At 56.6% G+C, this 20,660-nt stretch carries 22 protein-coding genes; 12 read left to right on the top strand and 10 right to left on the bottom strand.

The genetic code is table 11. The features are described 5' to 3' along the window. Positions 1–37: 37 nt before the first annotated feature. Entirely contained in the window at positions 38–355 is a 318-nt protein-coding gene (sugE, locus tag WFN87_RS21335; protein WP_008453755.1) for a quaternary ammonium compound efflux SMR transporter SugE, read from the top strand. Here the strand turns inward: sugE and blc are convergent. Together blc and ampC are read right to left on the bottom strand one after the other, a co-directional pair. After that, complete coding sequence (blc, locus tag WFN87_RS21330; protein ID WP_008453753.1) at positions 352–885, bottom strand: outer membrane lipoprotein Blc; 534 nt, start codon at positions 883–885, stop codon at positions 352–354. The genes sugE and blc overlap by 4 nt on opposite strands. Positions 886–993: 108 nt before the next feature. Next, complete coding sequence (ampC, locus tag WFN87_RS21325) at positions 994–2,145, bottom strand: CMY2/MIR/ACT/EC family class C beta-lactamase (RefSeq protein WP_336983683.1); 1,152 nt, start codon at positions 2,143–2,145, stop codon at positions 994–996. A 128-nt stretch (positions 2,146–2,273) separates the two neighbouring features. Here ampC and ampR point away from each other — a divergent pair, with 128 nt between their 5' ends. Next, positions 2,274–3,152 (top strand): LysR family transcriptional regulator AmpR, encoded by an 879-nt coding sequence (ampR, locus tag WFN87_RS21320; RefSeq protein WP_166993196.1) that lies wholly within the window; start codon positions 2,274–2,276, stop codon positions 3,150–3,152. A gap of 26 nt (positions 3,153–3,178) precedes the next feature. Here ampR and rclA read toward each other — a convergent pair whose 3' ends face one another. Beyond that, on the bottom strand, positions 3,179–4,504 hold the full coding sequence (gene rclA, locus WFN87_RS21315; RefSeq protein WP_336983664.1) for a reactive chlorine resistance oxidoreductase RclA: 1,326 nt from the start codon (positions 4,502–4,504) through the stop codon (positions 3,179–3,181). 125 nt (positions 4,505–4,629) lie between these two features. Here rclA and rclR point away from each other — a divergent pair, with 125 nt between their 5' ends. Then, on the top strand, positions 4,630–5,487 hold the full coding sequence (rclR, locus tag WFN87_RS21310; protein WP_336983665.1) for a reactive chlorine-specific transcriptional regulator RclR: 858 nt from the start codon (positions 4,630–4,632) through the stop codon (positions 5,485–5,487). Positions 5,488–5,529: 42 nt separating this feature from the next. Here rclR and frdD read toward each other — a convergent pair whose 3' ends face one another. The 4 genes from frdD to frdA are packed head-to-tail and all read right to left on the bottom strand — an operon-like array spanning position 5,530 to position 8,826. Then, a complete protein-coding gene (gene frdD, locus WFN87_RS21305; RefSeq protein WP_008453743.1) occupies positions 5,530–5,889 on the bottom strand; it encodes a fumarate reductase subunit FrdD in 360 nt (119 codons plus the stop codon). Between the two features lie 10 nt (positions 5,890–5,899). Next, positions 5,900–6,295, bottom strand: coding sequence for a fumarate reductase subunit FrdC (gene frdC, locus WFN87_RS21300; protein ID WP_008453742.1), 396 nt, complete (start codon positions 6,293–6,295; stop codon positions 5,900–5,902). 10 nt (positions 6,296–6,305) lie between these two features. Further along, positions 6,306–7,040, bottom strand: a complete 735-nt coding sequence (locus WFN87_RS21295) for a succinate dehydrogenase/fumarate reductase iron-sulfur subunit (RefSeq protein ID WP_008453741.1) — start codon at positions 7,038–7,040, stop codon at positions 6,306–6,308. After that, positions 7,033–8,826, bottom strand: a complete 1,794-nt coding sequence (gene frdA, locus WFN87_RS21290; protein WP_336983666.1) for a fumarate reductase (quinol) flavoprotein subunit — start codon at positions 8,824–8,826, stop codon at positions 7,033–7,035. Before frdA ends, WFN87_RS21295 begins: the two co-directional genes overlap by 8 nt. 333 nt (positions 8,827–9,159) lie before the next feature. Between frdA and WFN87_RS21285 the strand changes: the two genes are divergently transcribed. The 3 genes from WFN87_RS21285 (at position 9,160) to epmA (ending at position 12,048) form a co-directional block, all read left to right on the top strand. Beyond that, positions 9,160–9,933 carry an isocitrate lyase/PEP mutase family protein gene (locus WFN87_RS21285; RefSeq protein ID WP_336983667.1) on the top strand — a complete coding sequence of 258 codons (774 nt, stop codon included), beginning with the start codon at positions 9,160–9,162 and terminating at the stop codon, positions 9,931–9,933. Next, positions 9,920–10,966 (top strand): bifunctional transcriptional activator/DNA repair enzyme AdaA, encoded by a 1,047-nt coding sequence (locus WFN87_RS21280; protein ID WP_336708761.1) that lies wholly within the window; start codon positions 9,920–9,922, stop codon positions 10,964–10,966. Before WFN87_RS21285 ends, WFN87_RS21280 begins: the two co-directional genes overlap by 14 nt. A 104-nt stretch (positions 10,967–11,070) precedes the next feature. After that, on the top strand, positions 11,071–12,048 hold the full coding sequence (gene epmA / locus WFN87_RS21275; protein ID WP_045781084.1) for an elongation factor P--(R)-beta-lysine ligase: 978 nt from the start codon (positions 11,071–11,073) through the stop codon (positions 12,046–12,048). 57 nt (positions 12,049–12,105) lie between these two features. On the opposite strand, the gene WFN87_RS21270 is transcribed toward epmA, so the two are convergent. Further along, entirely contained in the window at positions 12,106–13,134 is a 1,029-nt protein-coding gene (locus WFN87_RS21270; RefSeq protein WP_336983668.1) for a threonine aldolase family protein, read from the bottom strand. A 193-nt stretch (positions 13,135–13,327) separates the two neighbouring features. Here WFN87_RS21270 and WFN87_RS21265 point away from each other — a divergent pair, with 193 nt between their 5' ends. Continuing rightward, on the top strand, positions 13,328–13,858 hold the full coding sequence (locus WFN87_RS21265; protein WP_336708766.1) for a GNAT family N-acetyltransferase: 531 nt from the start codon (positions 13,328–13,330) through the stop codon (positions 13,856–13,858). Between the two features lie 73 nt (positions 13,859–13,931). Beyond that, a complete protein-coding gene (locus tag WFN87_RS21260) occupies positions 13,932–14,561 on the top strand; it encodes a LysE family translocator (RefSeq protein ID WP_008453726.1) in 630 nt (209 codons plus the stop codon). A gap of 57 nt (positions 14,562–14,618) precedes the next feature. On the opposite strand, the gene yjgA is transcribed toward WFN87_RS21260, so the two are convergent. Further along, on the bottom strand, positions 14,619–15,173 hold the full coding sequence (gene yjgA, locus WFN87_RS21255) for a ribosome biogenesis factor YjgA (protein WP_008453724.1): 555 nt from the start codon (positions 15,171–15,173) through the stop codon (positions 14,619–14,621). Positions 15,174–15,272: 99 nt separating this feature from the next. Here yjgA and pmbA point away from each other — a divergent pair, with 99 nt between their 5' ends. Both pmbA and cybC read left to right on the top strand, forming a co-directional pair. Beyond that, positions 15,273–16,625, top strand: coding sequence for a metalloprotease PmbA (gene pmbA / locus WFN87_RS21250; protein WP_166993629.1), 1,353 nt, complete (start codon positions 15,273–15,275; stop codon positions 16,623–16,625). A gap of 58 nt (positions 16,626–16,683) precedes the next feature. Further along, positions 16,684–17,070, top strand: coding sequence for a cytochrome b562 (cybC, locus tag WFN87_RS21245; RefSeq protein ID WP_336983669.1), 387 nt, complete (start codon positions 16,684–16,686; stop codon positions 17,068–17,070). Between the two features lie 37 nt (positions 17,071–17,107). On the opposite strand, the gene WFN87_RS21240 is transcribed toward cybC, so the two are convergent. Continuing rightward, positions 17,108–17,740 (bottom strand): CatB-related O-acetyltransferase, encoded by a 633-nt coding sequence (locus WFN87_RS21240; RefSeq protein ID WP_336983670.1) that lies wholly within the window; start codon positions 17,738–17,740, stop codon positions 17,108–17,110. A 385-nt stretch (positions 17,741–18,125) separates the two neighbouring features. Here WFN87_RS21240 and mdcA point away from each other — a divergent pair, with 385 nt between their 5' ends. Both mdcA and WFN87_RS21230 read left to right on the top strand, forming a co-directional pair. After that, positions 18,126–19,781, top strand: a complete 1,656-nt coding sequence (gene mdcA / locus WFN87_RS21235) for a malonate decarboxylase subunit alpha (RefSeq protein WP_166877383.1) — start codon at positions 18,126–18,128, stop codon at positions 19,779–19,781. Beyond that, positions 19,781–20,650 (top strand): triphosphoribosyl-dephospho-CoA synthase, encoded by an 870-nt coding sequence (locus WFN87_RS21230; protein WP_166993218.1) that lies wholly within the window; start codon positions 19,781–19,783, stop codon positions 20,648–20,650. The genes mdcA and WFN87_RS21230 overlap by 1 nt, the downstream gene beginning before the upstream one ends. Positions 20,651–20,660 lie beyond the last annotated feature (10 nt).

Raw genomic sequence — 20,660 nt, 5'->3', positions numbered from 1 at the left:
TCACACCGGGGACGGCCCCATTTCTACTGGAGCTGTTATGGCCTGGATCGTACTGTTAATTGCCGGATTACTGGAAGTTGTTTGGGCGGTAGGACTGAAATATACCCACGGCTTTAGCCGCCTGTGGCCTAGCGTTATCACCATCGTCGCGATGGTTGTCAGCATGGCTTTGCTCGCCTGGGCGATGAAAACCCTGCCCACCGGCACGGCCTACGCGGTGTGGACCGGGATCGGTGCCGTCGGCGCGGCGATTACCGGCATTCTGCTGCTGGGAGAGTCGGCTAACCCGATGCGTCTGGCTAGCCTGGCTCTGATTGTGGTCGGGATCATTGGCTTGAAACTTTCCACGCATTAACTGCCTGGTTGTTTCACCCAAATCAATTTATCCACCGCAAAGCCCTGGCGAGCGGCGATAGCCAATAGCTGTTGCTTGAGATCGTGGCTGATGGTTGGTGTGCGGGACAGGATCCACAAATAGCTGAGATCCGGCCCGCATACCAGCGCATGGCGATAGTCTTTATCCAGCGCAATCACGTTATAGCCGCCGTAAAACGGGCCAAAAAAGGAGACTTTCAGCGCAGCGACGCTCGGGTCTCCGGTGAAATAAGCCTTCCCTTCCGCCTGCTGCCACATCTGCCTGTCCGGGTTGAATCCCCGGTTTATCACGCGCAGGCCGCCGTCATCCATAAAACTGTAGGTGGCCGTGACCTGATTCAGGCCGCTTTCAAAGCTGTGGTCCATTCGCGCAATTTCATACCAGGTGCCGATAAAGCGTTTTGCCTCGAAGTTTTGCACGACCGTGACGCTGGGGGGAGGAGTTGGTGAGCTACAGGAGACAACGAATAATGCGACCGCAAGCGCGGTGACAGCGGGCCAAATGCGCATAGCAGATTCCTTCCGAGGTTTTTTAGCTAAGTGTAGATGGCGACAGGAAATAAAGTGTGAGCGAAGCCGGAAATAATACGGCCTGTGTTCAACAGGCCGTGGTCATTTTTATTGCAGTGCTTCAAGAATGGCGTAAGCGGCTTTTACTCGCTCGGTGTTCGGGTAGCTTTTGTTGGCCAGCATCACGATACCCAGCTGTTTTTCTGGGATAAAGGCCACGTAGCTACCAAAGCCGCCGGTCGACCCGGTTTTATGTACCCATGAGGCTTTCACCGCAGGTGCTGGAGGCTCAATCAGCGTTGCCGGGTGCGGCGCAAGGGCGATCTTGTTGTCACTGCCATCAATAATCGTTTTCCCCTTCACCGGCCAGTTCAGCATTTCCCAGCCAAGCCCCTGATACATGCTACCCACGCGCCAGTAACGTGACTGCGCGAGCTGGATACCCTGAGCTAACGTTTTGTCTCCCAGACGATCGGGGGCCATATTCGCCTGCACCCAATGGGCCATATCTTCGATGCTGGATTTCACGCCGTAGGCTTCTGCATCCAGCATGCCCGGCGAGACGCGCACGGCTTTGCCGTCCCGGTAGCCCCAGGCGTAGTGGCTGTCTTCCGTCGCCGGCACGTTAATCCAGGTGTGTTGAAGATTCAGTGGCTCAAAGACGCGTTTTAACATCGCCTGTTCAAAGCTCATGCCTGACGGTTTCACCATCAAGGCTCCGAATAGTCCAATACTTGCGTTGGCGTAGAGGCGCTGTGTGCCAGGTGCCCACTTCGGCTGCCAGTTCTGGTAAAACTTCAGCAGGGCATCGCTGTTGGTTACCTCGTCCGGCACCTGCAGCGGCAGGCCACCGGCGGTATAGGTGGCAAGCTGCAGCAGGGTGATCCCTTTCCACTGCTTGCCGTTCAGCTCAGGCCAGTATTTCTGCGCCGGGTCGCTAAGGCTAACTTCGCCGCGAGCCAAAGCATCACCGCCCAGTACGCCGGTAAAGGTTTTACTGACCGAGCCCAGTTCAAACAACGTTTGTTGCGTTACCGGCACCTTGCGCTGCACATCGGCTTTTCCCCAGGTGAAATACAGCGGGTAGCCTTTGTAGATAACGGCCACCGCCATGCCGGGGATCGCCTGCTCTTTCATTAGCGGGGCAACGGTGCGGTTCACCAGCTTTTCAATCTGCGGTGCAGTCAGTTCTTTTTGTGCAGCAAAGCTGGAGCATGAGGCGGCAAGCAGCAGCGTCAGGCAAAGGGTTTTTTTCATGATGGATAACCTTCCTTAGAGAGATGATAGCAGTCCGGGCCCGTCAGACGAGGCAAGTTTGTTGGATTTGACACCCGATGACAAACGATTAAATTTGGCATTAGGCTTAAGATTTTCTAACAGGTAATGTCATGACCCGCAGCTATATCCCGCTAAACTCTCTGCGCGCTTTTGAAGCCGCAGCCAGGCATCTTAGCTTTACCCATGCTGCCATCGAGCTGAATGTCACTCATTCTGCCATCAGCCAGCAGGTGAAAGCCCTGGAAGAACATCTGCGTTGCCAGCTGTTTGTGCGCGTTTCTCGTGGGTTGATGTTGACCACGGAAGGTGAAAACCTGTTACCTGTGCTAAACGATTCCTTTGACCGCATTGCCGGGGTACTGGATCGGTTTTCCGGCGCGCAAGCGAGAGAAAAACTTAAGCTAGGTGTGGTGGGCACTTTTGCAACAGGCTTTCTGCTGCCGCGCCTTGAGGCGTTTCGGCGTCGCTATCCGCATATCGATCTTCAGCTTTCGACGCACAACAACCGGGTGGATCCGGCGGCGGAGGGGTTGGACTATACGGTGCGATTTGGTAGCGGAGCCTGGCACGGAACAGACGCGATTTATCTGTGTGATGCCCCGCTGTCACCGCTTTGTTCTCCTGCGCTGGCTTCTGAACTCCAGCGCCCGCAGGACGTGCTGAATCATACGCTACTGCGTTCCTACCGGCGTGACGAATGGGCGGCATGGCTGCAGGCGGCGGGCGAGGCGCCACCGTCGCCAACGCATCTGGTGATGGTTTTTGATTCTTCGGTAACTATGCTTGAAGCCGCACAGGCTGGCGCGGGTGTTGCCCTTGCCCCGGTGAATATGTTTACCCACTTGCTGAACAGCGAGCGGATTGTTCGCCCGTTTGAGGCTGAAATCAGTCTCGGCAGTTACTGGCTGACAAAGCTCCAGTCCAGGGCGGAAACGCCCGCCATGCGAGACTTCTCCGGCTGGTTAGCCGGAGAGTGTGAGAAAGCGTAGGGCCTGATTGCCAGAACCAGGACGGGTTATTTTACCAGCCCAAACAGGTCATTAAGCGCTTCGCTCATGGTAGGGTGCGTGAAAATTTGGTCGCGCAGCGTGGTGTAGGGCAGCCCGGCATCCATGACGGTTTTAACCAGGTTAATGATCTCATGGGAGTCAGGGCAGAGCAGCGATGCGCCGAGGATCTCCTGCGTTGAGGTATCCACGATAGCTTTGAGCAAGCCGCGAGTGTCGCCCATGACTCGAGCCCTTGGAATTGCCGCCACGGGAAGCGTAACGATCTGAATGGGTTTACCGCTGGCCTGGGCCTGTTCTTCAGTCATGCCAATGCGAGACAGCGGAGGGGTCATAAACACGGAATAAGGCACATTTTTTCTGTCCCCGGTATGGCGTTTACCTTCGCCCAACAGGCTGTCACGCACGATACGGAAGTCATCGAGCGAGATATAGGTAAACTGTAGCCCGCCGGTTACATCTCCCATTGCCCAGATGTTGTCTGCGGAGGTACGCAGGTATTTATTCACCATGATGGCCCCACGAGCATCGACATCAATCCCGGCGTTTTTAAGGTTCAGGGTATCCGTAGCGGGTTTTCGCCCTGAGGCAACAAGCAGCGCGTCAACCGTGTAGACACTATCGTTCGTCTGCAAATGCACCCTGTTGTCATGGGATTCAACGTGCTGAACTTTAGCGTTTAGGATCAGCTCCACGCCCTGCTGCTGAAGTATGTTGGCGACCGCTGCGGCTACGTCACGGTCCTCACGCGGCAAAAAATCTTCGGCGGCTTCGAAAATGGTGACCTTGCTGCCGAAACCGACAAACATTGAGGCAAACTCAACCCCGATGTAGCCGCCGCCCAAAATACCGAGGTGCGTTGGGAGCGTGGTCAGATTAAGCAGCCCGGTGCTGTCATATACCCCAGGCGTAGCCGTCAGCCCGTCAATCGGCGGCAGAACGGACTGCGCACCGGTGTTGATAAAGATTTTCTCCCCCTGCAGTTCAATAGTTTCACCGTTCTGCATCACGCGAACAGTATGCCGGTCGATAAACTCTGCGTGGCCGTTGATAACGTCCACATTATTCAGGTCGGCCAGCAAGTGGTAATTCTTGTCCCGCAGGAAACTGACAATTGAAGACTTACGTGCGATGGCTGTCGTAAAGTCCTGATGCTGTTCTGCATCGTGGACCAGCGCTTTGGTGGGAATGCAGCCAATGTTAATGCAGGTACCGCCGTACATTTCGGCGGATTGCTCGATAATGGCGACTTTCCAGTTTTGTTTTGCCAGGGTTGCCGCCAGGGTTTTACCTGCTTTACCAAAACCAATAATGATTGCCTGATAGGTCTGCATGGAGGTTATCCGTCAGTGAGCCAGCCGTTAAGTTAATGGCAATCATTGTGTCTGCATGGCGTCAATGTGATTTCTTCAGGTATCTTTAAATCCTGTCTTATCGTCTGATTTTTTTGGAGTGAGCGATGGATCCCCTCAGCCAGTTGATGGCGTTCAGCGCCCCGCAGGGCTCGATTGATAAAAATTGCCTGCTCAGCTCGGGCTGGAGCCTGCCCCATGCGGCGGGATCGCTGGCGACCATTCGCTGGCACACCGTTACGCAAGGTGCCGCATGGCTGGAGCTGCCTGCCGGCGAAAAGCTGACGCTACTGCCTGGGCAGGTGGTTGTGCTGACGCAAAACTCTGCGCACCGACTGCGGCAGAAGGGGCAGGAAGAGACCTGGATCGTTTGTGGGAGCCTGCATTTATCTTCGGCTTCCCGTCATTTTTTGACGGCGCTGCCGGAGGCCCTGCTGATGGCGCCCGAACAAGACAGCCCCGAACAGACATGGCTGCTGGCGGCCGTTGCGCTGCTGCAACAGGAAGCGGAAGTGCCACAGCCTGGTATGGCGGCGGTATGTAGCCAGCAATGTGCCACGATGATTGCCCTGGGCTTGCGGCAGTGGCTACGGGTGAATATTCAGGATAAAAGTCAGTTGAACCTGCTGCTGCATCCACGACTGGGTGTGGCAATCCAAAGCATGCTGAATGCACCGCATACGCCGTGGACCGTCGCCTCGCTGGCTGAACAAGTGCATATGTCTCGCGCCAGTTTTGCGTTGCTGTTCCGCGAGGTGAGCGGCACCACCCCGCTGGCAGTGCTGACCCGAATCAGGCTGCAAATTGCCGCACAGCAACTCTCGCGTGAAGCAAGTTCGATTATCACTATCGCTGATGCCGTGGGCTACGCCAGCGAATCGTCATTCCATAAGGCTTTTATGCGGGAGTTTGGCTGTTCGCCTGGGGAATACAGAAAGCGGGTGAAGGCGTTGGCCATGGAATAAAAAAGGCCCGCGCGATGGCGAGCCTTGGTGTGTGCTGAGTACTTAGAGCGTCAGCAGGCCAATAATGGTCACCACCGTCAGAATAGCGGCCAGGCCGTAGAACACCCATTTTCCGGCCGGCACGTGGATCTTCAGGTCATGCATCGCATGGTGGATACGGTGCAGGCCACACCACAGCGGCAGCACAATCATCAGCAGCAGGAACAGGCGGCCAATCCAGCTGTGGGCGAAGGCATAAACGCGGTCAAAGCTCAGCGCATCGCCGGGGAACAGGCCGAGCGGCAGCATAATACCAACCAGCAGCACGATAACCGGCGCGAAAATCGCCCCCCACATGCCACCTGCGCCAAACAGGCCCCAGAATACCGGCTCGTCGGAACGTTTTGGATTTTGGTTAATCACCTCAGCCTCCTTACCAGAACAGTGCTACAAGCAGCACAACGACAGTCACCAGTGCAGTGACAACCCACAATCCCTTGATGACCGGCTCCGGCCCCATTTTCTCGCCCTTAACGATGACGTTAGCGGCCTTTGGTGCCAGCTCAAACCAGGTTTTGGTGTGCAGCACGGCGGCGGCAAGCGTAATGAGATTGAGGATGACAACCACCGGGTTTTGCAGAAAACCGACAAAGCCCGCCCAGCCTTCTACGCCGTGTTTCAGCGAGAAAAGACCATAAATCAGCACGATGCTGAACCAGACTGTCGGAACCGAGGTGCCTTCACGCAGCATATAAAAACGGTAGAAGCCCAGCTGCCGCCACCAGGTTGGCGCCATGGGACGGACATAAGGCTTACGTTTCGTGGTCATGGTGCACTCCTTAGCGTGGTTTCAGGGTGGCAATCAAAAAGTCTTTCGAACTTTCGACTTTGCCCTGCTGGATGGCCGCGGCCGGATCGACGTGTTTGGGACAAACTTCGGAGCAGTAGCCAACAAAGGTGCAGCTCCACACGCCGTTTTGCCCGTTGAGCTGCGGCATACGCTGTTTCTTGCCGTGGTCACGGCTGTCCAGGTTGTAACGATGGGCGAGGGTAATCGCCGCCGGGCCGATAAACTCAGGGTTCAGGCCAAACTGCGGGCAGGCGGCATAGCACAGCCCACAGTTGATGCAGCCGGAGAACTGATGGTATTTCGCCATCTGCGCGGGCGTCTGCGTGTTTGGTCCCTGATCCGGCGTGCGCGGGTTGCCGATGATATAAGGCTTAATCGACTCCAGGCTTTCGATAAAGTGGGTCATGTCGACCACCAAATCGCGCTCAATCGGGAAGTTTGCCAGCGCTTCGACCTTGATGCCGTTGGTGTATTCGCGCAGGAACGTTTTACAGGCCAGCTTCGGCACTTTGTTGACCATCATGCCGCAGGAGCCGCAAATCGCCATGCGGCATGACCAGCGGTAGCTGAGGTCCGGTGCGAGGTTATCTTTGATATAACCCAGCCCGTCCAGCAGCGAGGTTTGCTCGTCAAACGGCACCTCATAGATTGCGCTATGCGGCTGGCTGTCCGTTTCCGGGTTGTAGCGCACAATCTCAATCTTCAGGGTTTGCATCTCAGCCATTTGCCTTCTCCTTTTTCTTCTCAGCATCTTCCGCTTCAGCGCCGTATACGCGTTTTGCTGGCGGCAGCGTGGTGATCTTCACATCGCTGTAGTCGAGGCGAGTTGTGCCGTCGGCGTCGCGGAAGGCCAGAGTGTGCTTCAGGAAGTTGACGTCATCGCGTTCGGTGCAGCCTTCATCCAGACGCTGGTGGGCGCCGCGGGATTCTTTACGTGCAAGGGCGGAGTGCGCCATACATTCGGCAACGTTCAGGCCGTGGCCCAGTTCAATGGTGTACAGCAGATCGGTATTGAAGACGCTGGAGGCATCGGTGATGCGCACGCGCTTGAAGCGCTCCTGCAGCTCTGCCAGCTTGTCGACGGTTTTCTGCATCAGTTCCGGGGTACGGTAAATCCCGCAGCCTTCCTCCATAGAAAGCCCCATTTCGTCGCGGATTTTTGACCAGTTTTCGTTGCCTTCCTGGTTGACTAGCTGCTTCAGGCGGCCTTCAACATCGTCGGCCTGGGCGTTCAGCGCGGCATCGTTAGCCGGTTGCGCTTGTGCGGCGCGCTCCATTGCCTGCTCGCCCGCCAGGCGGCCAAAGACCACCAGTTCTGCCAGCGAGTTAGAGCCCAGACGGTTGGCACCGTGCAGGCCAACGGAGGAGCATTCGCCCACTGCGAACAGCCCTTTGATGCGGGTTTCGCATTGGGTATCGGTCTCGATGCCGCCCATGGTGTAGTGCGCCGTTGGGCGAACCGGGATCGGCTCTTTGACCGGGTCAACGCCCACGTAGGCTTTGGCCAGTTCGCAGATGAACGGCAGGCGCTCGAGCAGTTTTTTCTCGCCGAGGTGGCGCAGGTCGAGGTACACCACGTCGCCGCGTGGGGTGGAGATCGTGTTGCCTTTGCGCCATTCGTGCCAGAAGGCCTGAGAGACTTTGTCGCGCGGGCCGAGTTCCATGTATTTGTTCTTCGGCTCGCCGAGCGGGGTTTCCGGCCCCATGCCGTAATCCTGCAGGTAGCGATAGCCGTTTTTGTTCACCAGAATGCCGCCTTCACCGCGGCAGCCTTCGGTCATCAGGATGCCGGAACCCGGCAGCCCGGTTGGATGGTATTGCACAAACTCCATGTCGCGCAGCGGCACGCCGTGGCTCAGCGCCATGCCCATGCCGTCCCCGGTGACGATGCCGCCGTTGGTATTGTAGCGATAGACTCGCCCTGCACCGCCGGTGGCCATCACCACCGCATTGGCGCGGATCTGCACCAGCTCGCCTTCCATCATATTCATAGCGACGACGCCGCGCGCCTGGCCGTCATCGACCAGAATATCGAGCACGAAATGCTCGTCGAAGCGTTGAATTTGCGGGAACTGAAGGGAGGTCTGGAAGAGTGTGTGGAGCATATGGAAGCCGGTTTTGTCGGCGGCGAACCAGGTCCGTTCGATCTTCATCCCGCCGAAGCGCCTGACGTTGACGCTGCCGTCCGGGCGGCGGCTCCACGGGCAGCCCCACTGCTCAAGCTGGGTCATTTCGGTAGGGCAATGGTGAACGAAGTAGTCAACCACATCCTGCTCACACAGCCAGTCGCCTCCGGCAACGGTGTCGTGAAAATGGTAGTCGAAGCTGTCGTGATCCTGCGCGACGGCTGCGGAACCCCCTTCGGCAGCAACCGTGTGGCTGCGCATCGGGTAGACTTTGGAAATCAGAGCGATTTTTGCCTGTGGATTAGCCTGGGCCGCCGCAATGGCTGCTCGTAGGCCTGCTCCGCCGGCGCCTATAATGGCGAGATCGGCTTGAAAGGTTTGCACGACATTCCTCCAGATTTTAGTAATTCGCAAAGCTATACGACCAAAGGGTATTCACTGCCTGAAAGGCGGTGGCTGCGAAAGGTGTATCCCTGCTCCTTTTTAGGTAGGGAAAGTATAACCGGAGGGATTTTAGGGAAATTTGATTTGTTCGATTTTTTTGCTGTTCTACAGGGCGATTAATTACCGCTCTTAATGAATTGCGTCACAAAAATGAATGTTTAAATGGTGTAATGCGAACAAAAAGCGGCGAAAAATAGTCGTCTGTTTTTCGGTTGTTGCCAGCCCCGGCTGGAGTTCAGAATCTTTTCCATTCTATAAAAGCAGGGGATAAAAATGAGCTTCAGTCAGATGCATTATCAGAGCACGCCATTGCTGCTGGCTAACGTTTGGGATGTCAGCAGCGCTCAGGCGGCACAGGACGCGGGTTATCAGGCGCTGGGCACCTCAAGCGCGGCAATCGCCGATATGTTGGGCTACAAGGATGGCGAAGCGCTGCCATTTTCTGTACTTCTTGCCCTGGTGGCCCGCATACGTGAGCGCGTCAGCTTGCCGCTTTCCGTCGATATGGAAGCCGGATATGGGGCAGAGACCGAAATGGTTGTGAGCCAGGCCATTCAACTGGCACAGCTGGGCGTTGTCGGCATTAACCTTGAAGACAGCAAAGTTGAACAGGGAACGCGTCGTTTACTGGATGCAACACACTTTGCTGTCCGCCTGAACGCGATCAAAGCAGGGCTGGATGCCGCGAAAACGCCGCTCTTTATCAATGCCAGAACCGATGGCTTCTTGCTTGGTGAGTTGGATGCGCTGAATCAAACGATCGCCCGCGGCAGGCTATATCAACAGGCGGGGGCTGACGGCTTCTTTGTGCCCTGCGTGACCTCACCTGAAGATATTCAGGCGATTGCCGGCGCAGTTGATCTGCCGCTGAATGTGATGTGCATGCCGGGTCTGCCCGATTTTGATCAACTGGCGGCGCTGGGGGTGAAACGTATTTCAATGGGGAATTTCGTGCACGCCGCGCTGAACCGTAAGTTACAGCATCTGTTGTTTAGCCTCCGCCAACGGGGCGCATTTGACGAGATCTTTGCCGATGAAAATCCTTGATATCGAGCAGTGCAATACCTGGTACGAGGCGCTGGTGGCGCGCTCTTCCGAGCATGTCGGCGTTTTTTTCGTGGGCGTGAAAACCACCGGCGTGTTCTGCATTTCCAACTGCCGCGCCCGTAAGCCTAAGCGGGGTAACGTTGAGTTTTATGACGACTTCAAATCCGCGCTTCACGCGGGCTTTCGTCCCTGCAAGATCTGCCGCCCCACTGAAAACGCCTTCTCTGCGCCGCCCATAGTCGAGCAGGCCATTGCCCTTTTCAGGGCGAGCAGTGAGAACCGGGTCAGCGATGGTGAGCTGCGTGAGCACAACATCAGCCCTGAACGTCTCCGGCGCTGGTTTGTGCAACACCACGGGATGACTTTTCAGGCATGGCAGAGAATGCTGCGTGTGAATGTGGCGTTGCAGGAGCTCAGGCGTGGGAAAAGTGCGACGGATGCGGCGTTTAGCAGCGGTTACGACTCGCTGAGTGGGTTTGGCTATACCTGCAAAAAGCTCACTGGCGATGCCCCCAGTCGGGCGGCAGATATCATCGTTATTCACCGTTTTACCACGCCCATCGGGCCGATGTTTGTGTGCGCCTCCGAGAAGGGCGTCTGCCTGCTGGAATTTGTTGACCGACGCGCGCTGGAGCGGGAATTTGACGATCTGCAGTCGCGGCTCAATGCCCGTATCATCGCCGGGGAAAATGATCATACGCGGCAGGCGGAAAAAGAGATCGGGGAATACTTTGCTGGAAAAAGGCAGCAGTTCACCCTTGCACTGCAGACGCCGGGCAGCGCGTTTCAGCAAAAAGTCTGGCAGCAGCTTGGGACCGTGCCTTATGGCGAAACGTCCCACTATCAGGCGCTGGCGATAAAAATGGAGAATCCAGATGCCGTGCGTGCGGTGGCCGGAGCCAACGGCGCGAACCGGGTTGCCATCGTCATTCCGTGCCACAGAATCATCGGTAAAAACGGGACTATGACGGGATACGGTGGCGGCATTGCACGAAAAAAATGGCTGCTTGAGCACGAGAAAAAGTTTGCGTAACGCGGGCCATAAAACGCTCAGAACAAAATTCTCTGCACAAAATTTGTCTCCTTTCTGTGATGCGGGTAGACTTCTCGGCCTTGCATAAATACGGAGACTTTCTCATGAGCGAAACGGCCACCTGGCAGCCGAGCGCATCCATCCCCAATTTGTTAAAACGCGCCGCCATTATGGCGGAGATTCGGCGCTTCTTCGCCGACCGAGGCGTTCTGGAGGTGGAAACACCCTGCATGAGCCAGGCGACGGTAACCGATATTCATCTGGTGCCGTTTGAAACCCGTTTCGTCGGCCCAGGTCACTCTCAGGGCATGAATTTGTACCTGATGACCAGCCCGGAATACCACATGAAACGCCTGCTGGCGGCGGGCTGTGGCCCGGTGTTCCAGCTGTGTCGCAGTTTCCGTAATGAAGAGATGGGGCGCCACCACAACCCGGAATTCACCATGCTGGAGTGGTATCGCCCGCATTACGACATGTACCGCCTGATGAATGAGGTGGACGATCTCCTGCAGCAGGTGCTGGAATGCGGCGCCGCAGAAAGTTTGTCTTACCAGCAGGCCTTCCAGCGCCATCTGGATATCGACCCACTGTCTGCAGACAAAGCGCAGCTGCGTGAAGCGGCGGCGAAGCTCGATCTGAGCAACATCGCCGACAAAGAAGAAGACCGGGACACGCTGTTGCAGCTGTTGTTTGCGATGGGCGTCGAGCCACAGATTGGTAAAGACAAGCCAACCTTCGTGTATCACTTCCCGGCAAGCCAGGCCTCTCTGGCGCAGATCAGCACCGAAGATCACCGCGTGGCGGAGCGCTTTGAGGTTTACTTCAAAGGTATCGAGCTGGCGAATGGCTTCCATGAGCTGACCGATGCCCGCGAACAGCAGCAGCGTTTCGAGCAGGATAACCGCAAACGCGCGGCGCTTGGCCTGCCGCAGCAGCCGGTGGACATGAACCTGCTGGCGGCGCTGGAAGCGGGCATGCCGGACAGCTCCGGCGTAGCGCTGGGCGTTGACCGCCTGATTATGCTGGCGCTGGGGGCGGAAAGCCTTGCCGAGGTCTTAGCCTTTACGGTGGACCGCGCTTAACGCCCGAAGAAAACTGGCCCCTCTGCGGGGCCATTTTTTTTATCTGCTGGCGAACGGTTAGCGGCTCGCTTTAGCCATCAGTTGGTGGAACAAGTTTAAAACGGTCTCGTTGCCTATCGGCAGCATGTTGTCGCCTACATACCATTCCGTTTTACACCAGCCCGGTACTTCGGCCTCTTCCAGCGCATTGAACAGCCAGTATCCCTCCTGCCTGGCTATTTCATCCCTGGCGCTGAGTAATGTTTCTTTATCCGCATCGAAATAAACATGCAGCATGTTGACCTGAGGTCTGCGGGGCAGGATACGAATGCCCGGCACGGCCTCCAGGCTGGCGGCGAGACTGAGGGTGCGCTGATAGCAGCTCTCAAGGATGGCCAGCCGTTTTTCTAAGCGCATTGCCGTGGAAACCACCGCGGGACTTTGCGTCACCACGTTACCGCCTAATCGTCTGAGCCAGACGCGAGCCTGGCGGATAAAGTCTTCATCGCCAGCGAGTAACGAACCTGAAATACCCCCGAGGCCCTTGTAGACGGAAACATAGACTGAAGAAAAACCCTCAGCAATTTCAGCCCAGGTGCGCTGGTAATACGCCCGGCTCTCCCAGAGGCGAGCCCCGTCCATATGCAGCGGCGTGCCAGCTTCTGCGGCTGCGGCTTTCAGGGCTTCCAGCTCGCCCCACTCCGGGAGTTGTCCGCCAATCTCACGCGCGGGAAGTTCAACCACAAGGCAGCTTAAAGGCTCCGCTATGGCGGTAAAATCACTGGCAAGGATAGGCCGTAGTTTATGGCCTACGACGACGCCATGCATCTTCACCAGGGCCTGAAAAGTTTGCTGTTCATGAATCAGCAGGTGCGATGTCGCGTGCGCGCCAAAGCGAGGCAGGCGGTTACGTTCGCTCCAGATAATGACCGCTATCAGCTGCGCCATCACTCCGGTAGGAATAAATATTGCCGCTGGTTTACCCAGTAGCTGAGCGATTTTGGTCTCAAAACCCGCGATAAAATCCCCCACGCCGTAGCTGTCATGGGCGACTTCATTTTCCCTGGCCCAGTCGGCCATCTCCCGGAATTGCTCCGCAGGTGTCATTTCTTTAAATCCTCTCAGCTCGGTTTTACAGGCAAGCTTAAGAGCGCGTCGTTGGGCATCGATATCTGGCATCAAAGCAGAGAACCTCTATCTGGACGGGTTAAGTCAAAGGGGAACGTAGGGCATTAGCGCAATGTGAATAAGCTACCCGAAATGGCGATCGTAAAGTGTATACATTTGGTAAACTGCGCTCATGCTAACGATAAAACGAATTACCGACCGCAGCTCCCCGTATTTTGAATGCGTGGACGAGCTGTATGAAAGCGCCTTTCCGCGCCATGAGAAACGCCAGCCCGCCGCAAAAATTAGCGCGCTTTCTCACCCGAATTACAGCCTGCAGGCCTGGTTCGACGGCGAGCAGTTTGTCGGCATGATCGGCGCGTGGGATTTTGGCGACTATGCCTATATTGAGCACCTCGCCGTGAACGGCCAGCTGCGTGCGCAGGGCTACGGCAAGCGAATGCTGAGCCAGTTTTTGCGGCTTTACCCGCAAACTATCCTCGAAATCGATCCGCTCACCACTGAGATCGCTCATAAGCGGCTGCGTTTTTACCAAAGCCTCGGCTTCTGCGAAAACGACTATGTGCATCACCATCCTACTTACCATGCGGATATCCCCGATCATCAGCTGATTGTGCTGAGTTATCCGCAGCCCATCGGTGACGCTCAGTATGGCCGCTTTTTTGACGATCTCTGCCACATCGTGATGGAACGCCCGCTTTAATCTAAACGTTTTTAAAGTACCCGGCAGGCAGTCGCCGCCGGGCGCTAATCTATTTTTTACCAGGACTTAATAGATGGATATCACCACGCTGTTTCTTTACGTCATCGCCGTTAGCGCGGTTATGGTGACGCCAGGCCCGTCGATGCTTTTAGCACTCAATAACGGAGCCACCTACGGAATGCGCATTGCGGGCTACGGCTTCCTCGGTGCGGTGCTGGCGGACCTGCTGCTGATTGGCGCGGTGGGCTGCGGCCTGGGCGCGTTGTTGCAGGCTTCTGAACAGCTGTTTGCAGTGGTGAAATGGGGCGGCGCGCTTTACCTGGTCTATCTGGCTTACGTGCTGTGGCGCGCACCTGCTAAGGCGCTAAGCGTGAGCGCTTCGGCGGCAGTGGCCACGGGCAAAACGGCGTTTCTGCGATCGCTGATGGTCGGCTTATCCAACCCCAAAGGGCTGCTGTTCTTCTCGGCATTTTTACCGCAGTTCATCCGCCCGCAGGAGCCGGTGGCGATGCAGTACATGATTCTGGCGCTGGTCAGCGCGATTATTGACTGCATCATGATGACGATTTACGCCTGGGGTGGCCGCCACGCGATGCGTAAATTCTCCGCCAACGTGATGCGCTGGGTGAACCGCAGCTGTGCGGGTATGCTCGCCGTGCTGGCGGTGGGCGTGGCGCTGTATCGACGCAGTAATTTGACCTGAGAAAGGTCAGAGGAAATTGAGCGCTGGCCGGGGAGAAAACAGGCCAGCGCTAACGTCTTAGCTTTCCTGCTCTTCGGCGAGTTCGCGAAGGTAAGAGAAGATCTGACGGTAGGACTTAGGCGGCTTATTGGCCGCTTTTTCTTTTTGCGCGTTACGGATCAACACGCGCAGCTGCTGGCGGTCCGCCTGCGGATAAAGTCTCAGGACTTCGCTCATCGCGTCATCGCCTTCTTCAACCAGGCGGTCGCGCAGGGCTTCCAGCTTGTGGAACAGCGAAACCTGCTGGTTGTGGCGGTTCTTCAGCTTGTCGAGCGCCTGACGGATTGGATCCATGTCGCGGGAACGCATCATCTTGCCGATCAGCTGCACCTGGCGGCGGCGGCCTTCTTTCTTGATGCGCTGCGCCAGCTCAATGGCGGCACGTAAATCATCGTCGAGCGGGATTTTTTCCAGGGCATTTTTGCCCAGTTCCATCAGCTCAACGCCCAGGCGTTTTAGCTCTTCGGCGTCGCGCTTAATCTCACTTTTACTGACCCAGATAATTTCATCATCTTCGTCTTCATTTTCATCATCGGGCACGTCGTCGAGCCAGTCTTCGGGCTGCTTGGTCATATTAGGCTCCTTAAAAAGTTGACGCGGATATTACCAGCAATGGGCCTGCACTGCGAAATTGTTCTGATCCTGTTAGACTTGAACGACTCACCTTACATTATGGCAGTAGCGATGAAAGTAAACACGCAAGTAGCACAACAACGTCAGGTTCTGGAGCAGGCGGTTTCACAGGCGCTGGAGCTGGCAAAGGGCAAGTCAGACGGCGCGGAAGTGGCGGTCAGTAAAACCACGGGTATCAGCGTCAGCACCCGCTACGGTGAGGTGGAGAACGTCGAATTCAACAGCGATGGTGCGTTGGGCATCACCGTTTATCACCAAAACCGCAAAGGCAGCGCTTCGTCCACGGATCTGAGCCCGGACGCCATTGCCCGTACCGTACAGGCCGCGCTGGACATCGCTCGCTATACCTCGCCGGACCCTTATGCTGGCGTGGCGGATAAAGAATTGCTGGCCTTTGATGCCCCCGATCTGGATCTCTTCCACCCAACGGAAATTGACCCGGAGCGCGCCATTGAGCTTGCCGCGCGAGCGGAAAACGCGTCCCTGAACGTGGACAAACGCATTACCAATACCGAAGGCGGCAGCTTTAACAGCCATTACGGCATCAAAGTTTTCGGCAACAGCCACGGTATGCTGCAGAGCTACTGCTCCACCCGCCATTCTCTTTCGAGCTGCGTCATTGCCGAAGAAAACGGTGATATGGAGCGGGATTACGCATACACCATCGGTCGCGCGATGGAAGACCTGAAATCACCTGAATGGGTCGGGGCCGACTGCGCGCGCCGCACGCTGTCTCGCCTGTCTCCGCGTAAACTGTCCACCATGAAAGCCCCGGTGATTTTCGCTAATGAAGTGGCGACCGGGCTGTTTGGTCACCTGGTCGGCGCGATTGCGGGCGGTGCGGTGTACCGCAAATCAACTTTCCTGCTGGATTCCCTCGGCAAGCAAATTCTGCCGGACTGGCTGACCATTGAAGAGCATCCGCACCTGCTGAAAGGCCTGGCTTCCACGCCGTTTGACAGCGAAGGCGTGCGTACCGAACGCCGCGATATCATCAAGGACGGTGTGCTGCAGCAGTGGCTGCTGACCAACTATTCCGCACGTAAGCTGGGGCTGAAAAGCACCGGCCACGCGGGCGGGATCCACAACTGGCGCATTGCTGGCCGGGGCCTGGGCTTTGAGGAAATGCTGAAACAGATGGGCACCGGGCTGGTGGTGACCGAGCTGATGGGGCAGGGCGTGAGCGGCATTACCGGCGACTATTCTCGCGGTGCGGCGGGCTTCTGGGTTGAAAATGGCGAGATCCAATATCCGGTGAGCGAAATCACCATCGCCGGCAACCTGAAAGACATGTGGCGCGAGATAGTTACTATTGGCAACGATATAGAAACACGTAGCAACATTCAGTGTGGTTCAGTCTTACTTCCGGAGATGAAGATAGCCGGTCAGTAAAGCAATGTGGCGCGTCCTGCCGCGCCCGTTTCTCATATAAAAAAGATAAGGTGAGTAAATGCGTAAGCAACTGATTGCAATGTTAGCCGTATCATCCGTGTTACTGTCCGGCGCTGCGTTTGCCAAAGATGTCGGTGACGACATGGACATTATCGCGAAAAACTACAAGACCGTGCTGAGCACCAAAGATGCCGCCGAGCTGAAAACCTCACTGGGCAACATGCGTGAAGCGGCTCTGGATGCGCAGAAAGGCACCCCGCCTAAGCTGGAAAATGAGGCTGCCGACAGCGCCAACATGAAAGAGTACCGCCACGGGTTTGATATTCTCGTGGGCCAGATTGACGGTGCGCTGAAGCTGGCCAACGAAGGCAAAGTGACAGAAGCTCAGGCTGCTGCCGTAGACTTCAAAACCACTCGCGATACCTACCACAAGAAGTTTCGCTAAGATTTAACAACGGGCGGGATATTCCCGCCCGCTTTCTTTACCGCAGTGCTCCCACCGCCTGCTCCAGCGCAGCAATATCGTTATTGCTCAACAGGGGCCGAATAGCCTGAAAGTGCTCGTCGCTTAGCTGGTAAATGTGCAGCTTCAGCAGCCGCTCAATCACCTCGGGTTCGAAACGCAGGGCGATTGGTTTGGCCGGGTTACCGCCGACGACGCTGTAAGGCGCGACGTCTTTCGTCACCACGCTGCCAGCGGCAATAATTGCGCCTTCACCGATGGTTACGCCGGGCATGATGATTGCCCTCATGCCTATCCAGCATCCGTCTCCGAGCGTCGTGTCGCCTTTGGCGCGGTAGGCGTCTTTGATGGTTTCGATAAAGGGGTAAAGAGAGAACCAATTGCCTCGGTGCGTGTGGTTGCCGCCCATCAGGATCACCGCCTCGGCGGCGATACAGACGTAATCCCCTATCCACAGCTGGTCAAGCTCGCCAATGGGTTCCCACTCCCGGCTCACCGCGTCACCCTGCAGGTAGCGCACCACGCTTCGCTCAAAACCGCTATCCCAGCAGTCGCTGTAATAGCTGTGCTGGCCTTTGATATGAATATTGGGGTTGGTCACCGTTTCGTGCAGGTACTCGACCTGAGACCAGTGTTTTTCAGTCGTTGACATGTTTTTTCTCACAACAATAGAGTACCCACGGAACAAGGTTCCGTTTCAAATTGCAGACGGGAATGTGTGAGCGCGCTAAGCGATGCGCGGCTGTTTTAGCAGAGGATTGTTGAGTATGGCGACGAGCAGCATGACGTTTAAACCTGCATTTGAGACTCGACAACCTTAACATCGGGGGCAGCGGAGTACACCTTTTTCCTCCTTCATCCGCGTAGCGCACCCTGGCCATCTTCGCCTTCTACTCCGATCACAAAACGATAAACCCATTATTACTCTAAGGCTAATGATTAACGCCTGAGCTTAATTGATAGCCAACCCCGCGTGGCGCACACTTTTAACCAGACTAAAGCCAATCAAAATGATGCGCTGAATCAGGAGGTTAATAATGAGTGCTAGCCAAACGCCTGCCCGCGTCTGGAACACGCGTCGCACCGAGAAGCAACGACGTATGGCGTCCAGTAACGTACAGGGCAAGGTGATCCCGACCGGGGACCTCGTCGAAGTGATGGAAAAGCTGATTGCACCGGGCGACCGGGTAGTGCTGGAAGGAAATAACCAAAAACAGGCTGATTTTCTCTCCCGCATGCTGGCAGAAGTCAGCCCGCAAAAAGTACACGATCTGCATATGATCATGCCGAGCGTCGGCCGGAGTGAACACCTTGATATTTTTGAAAAAGGTATCGCCCGCAAGCTTGACTTCTCTTTCTCCGGCACCCAAAGCCTGCGCATTTCTCAACTGCTTGAAGACGGGCTGTTAGAAATTGGCTCGATTCACACCTACATCGAGCTTTATGCGCGCTTGTACGTCGATCTTGCGCCTAACGTCGCGCTCATCGCCGGTTATAAAGCCGACCGCAAAGGAAACCTGTACACCGGGCCGAGCACTGAAGATACGCCTGCATTGGTTGAAGCTGCCGCCTTCCATGACGGGATTGTTATCGCCCAGGTTAATGAACTGGTGGACGATGACTGCGATTTGCCGCGCGTGGACATTCCCGGATCCTGGATTGACTACGTGGTGGTTGCCGACAAACCCTTCTTTATCGAACCGCTGTTTACCCGTGACCCGCGCCTGATCAAGCAGGAACACATCCTGATGGCGATGATGGCCATCAAAGGCATTTACGCCGAACACCAGGTTCAGTCGCTGAACCATGGGATCGGCTTTAACACCGCCGCCATTGAGCTGCTGCTGCCGACTTACGGCGAACAGCTCGGTCTGAAAGGTAAAATCTGCAAACACTGGACCCTGAACCCGCACCCGACGCTGATCCCGGCGATTGAAAGCGGCTGGGTCGAGAGCGTGCACTGCTTCGGCGGCGAGCTGGGCATGGAAGAGTACATTCGCGCCCGCCCGGATATCTTCTTTACCGGTGCCGACGGCTCTATGCGCTCCAACCGAGCGATGTGCCAACTGGCCGGGCAATACGCTGTGGATATGTTTATTGGTTCCACCCTGCAGGTTGATGGCCTGGCTAACTCTTCAACCGTGACGCGTGGCCGCTTATCGGGCTTCGGCGGCGCGCCAAATATGGGGCACGATCCGCACGGTCGTCGCCACGCCACGCCGGCTTGGCTGAATATGATCACCGAGCCCGATCCGATGCAGCGCGGTAAAAAGCTGGTGGTGCAGATGGTCGAAACCTTCCAGGCGGGCGTGAAGCCCACCTTTGTGGAAACCCTGGATGCCGTAGAGGTGGCCAAAACCTCCGGGATGCCGCTGGCCCCGGTAATGATTTACGGCGACGACGTCACCCACGTGCTCACCGAGGAAGGCATTGCGTATCTCTACCGTGCGGAGAGTCTGGAAGAACGCCGTGCGATGGTAGCGGCGGTCGCCGGCATCACCGACATCGGCCTGGGCGTGGACGCTAAACGTGTCGCCGCACTTCGCCAGAGCGGCAAAGTGGCTTACCCGGAAGATATGGGGATCCGCCGCAGCGAGGCGACCCGTTCTCTCCTGGCGGCAAGCAGCGTGGCCGATCTCGTCGAATGGTCCGGCGGTCTTTACAACCCGCCAGCGAAATTCCGGAGCTGGTAATGAAATTACATCCACAGAAAGGCGTCGAGGCCGAAGCGGGCTGGCTGGCAAGGGCTGCGACCCAAAGCCTGATCGAAGAAGCCCGCCTGAGCCCGAAACCCGGTCTGGTGGACAGCCGGGGGAATGGCGCCCATCACGACCTCAGCCTGGCGCTGATGGAGCGATCGGCCCTCAGCCTGACCCCGACATTTCATGCTCTGGCATTACAAAGCTGGGAACGTCCGGCAGACATCGCGCTGCGCCAGCTGATAGGGCGTCTGGGTCGCGAAGGTGAGCAACAGATGATGGCGGCGACCGGGGGAGTGAATACCCACCGGGGAGCCATCTGGGCGCTCGGCCTGCTGATTTCCGCCGCCGCTATGCACGGTATGAATGGCAGCAGCGTGGAGATCGCCGCTACGGCAGCGCGACTTGCCGCACTTCCTGATGAAGCCGCGCCAAAAAGCTTCAGCAAAGGGTTAAGAGCCACAAGACGCTATCGCGTGCCGGGTGCACGAGAAGAGGCCCAGCAGGGTTTCCCTCACGTGATGCGCCTTGCGCTGCCCCAGCTTCGCCGTAGCCGCCAGTCCGGGGCAACGGAAGGCGAGGCCAGGATTGACGCTTTGATGGCGATTATGACTTCACTTTCAGATACCTGTGTACTTTCTCGTGCCGGTTTACCTGGCCTGGAAACAATGCAGAACGGTGCCCGCAGCGTACTGATGAACGGGGGGATTTCGCGCAAAGAAGGCCGTGATGCACTGGATTTGCTCGACCGCAATATGCTGGCGCTGAATGCCTCTCCGGGCGGCGCGGCTGATTTGCTCGCCGCCACGCTCCTGCTGGACCGCATCGATAACGATGCCACTCCGCTTCACTCACTTAATTAACGAGGGCGTT

This window comes from Cedecea sp. AS113, from assembly GCF_037152415.1.
In the GTDB taxonomy this organism is placed as follows: domain Bacteria; phylum Pseudomonadota; class Gammaproteobacteria; order Enterobacterales; family Enterobacteriaceae; genus Cedecea.
The sequence above is the reverse complement of the archived record's forward strand: the minus strand, read 5'-3'. Positions and strand labels throughout refer to the sequence as shown.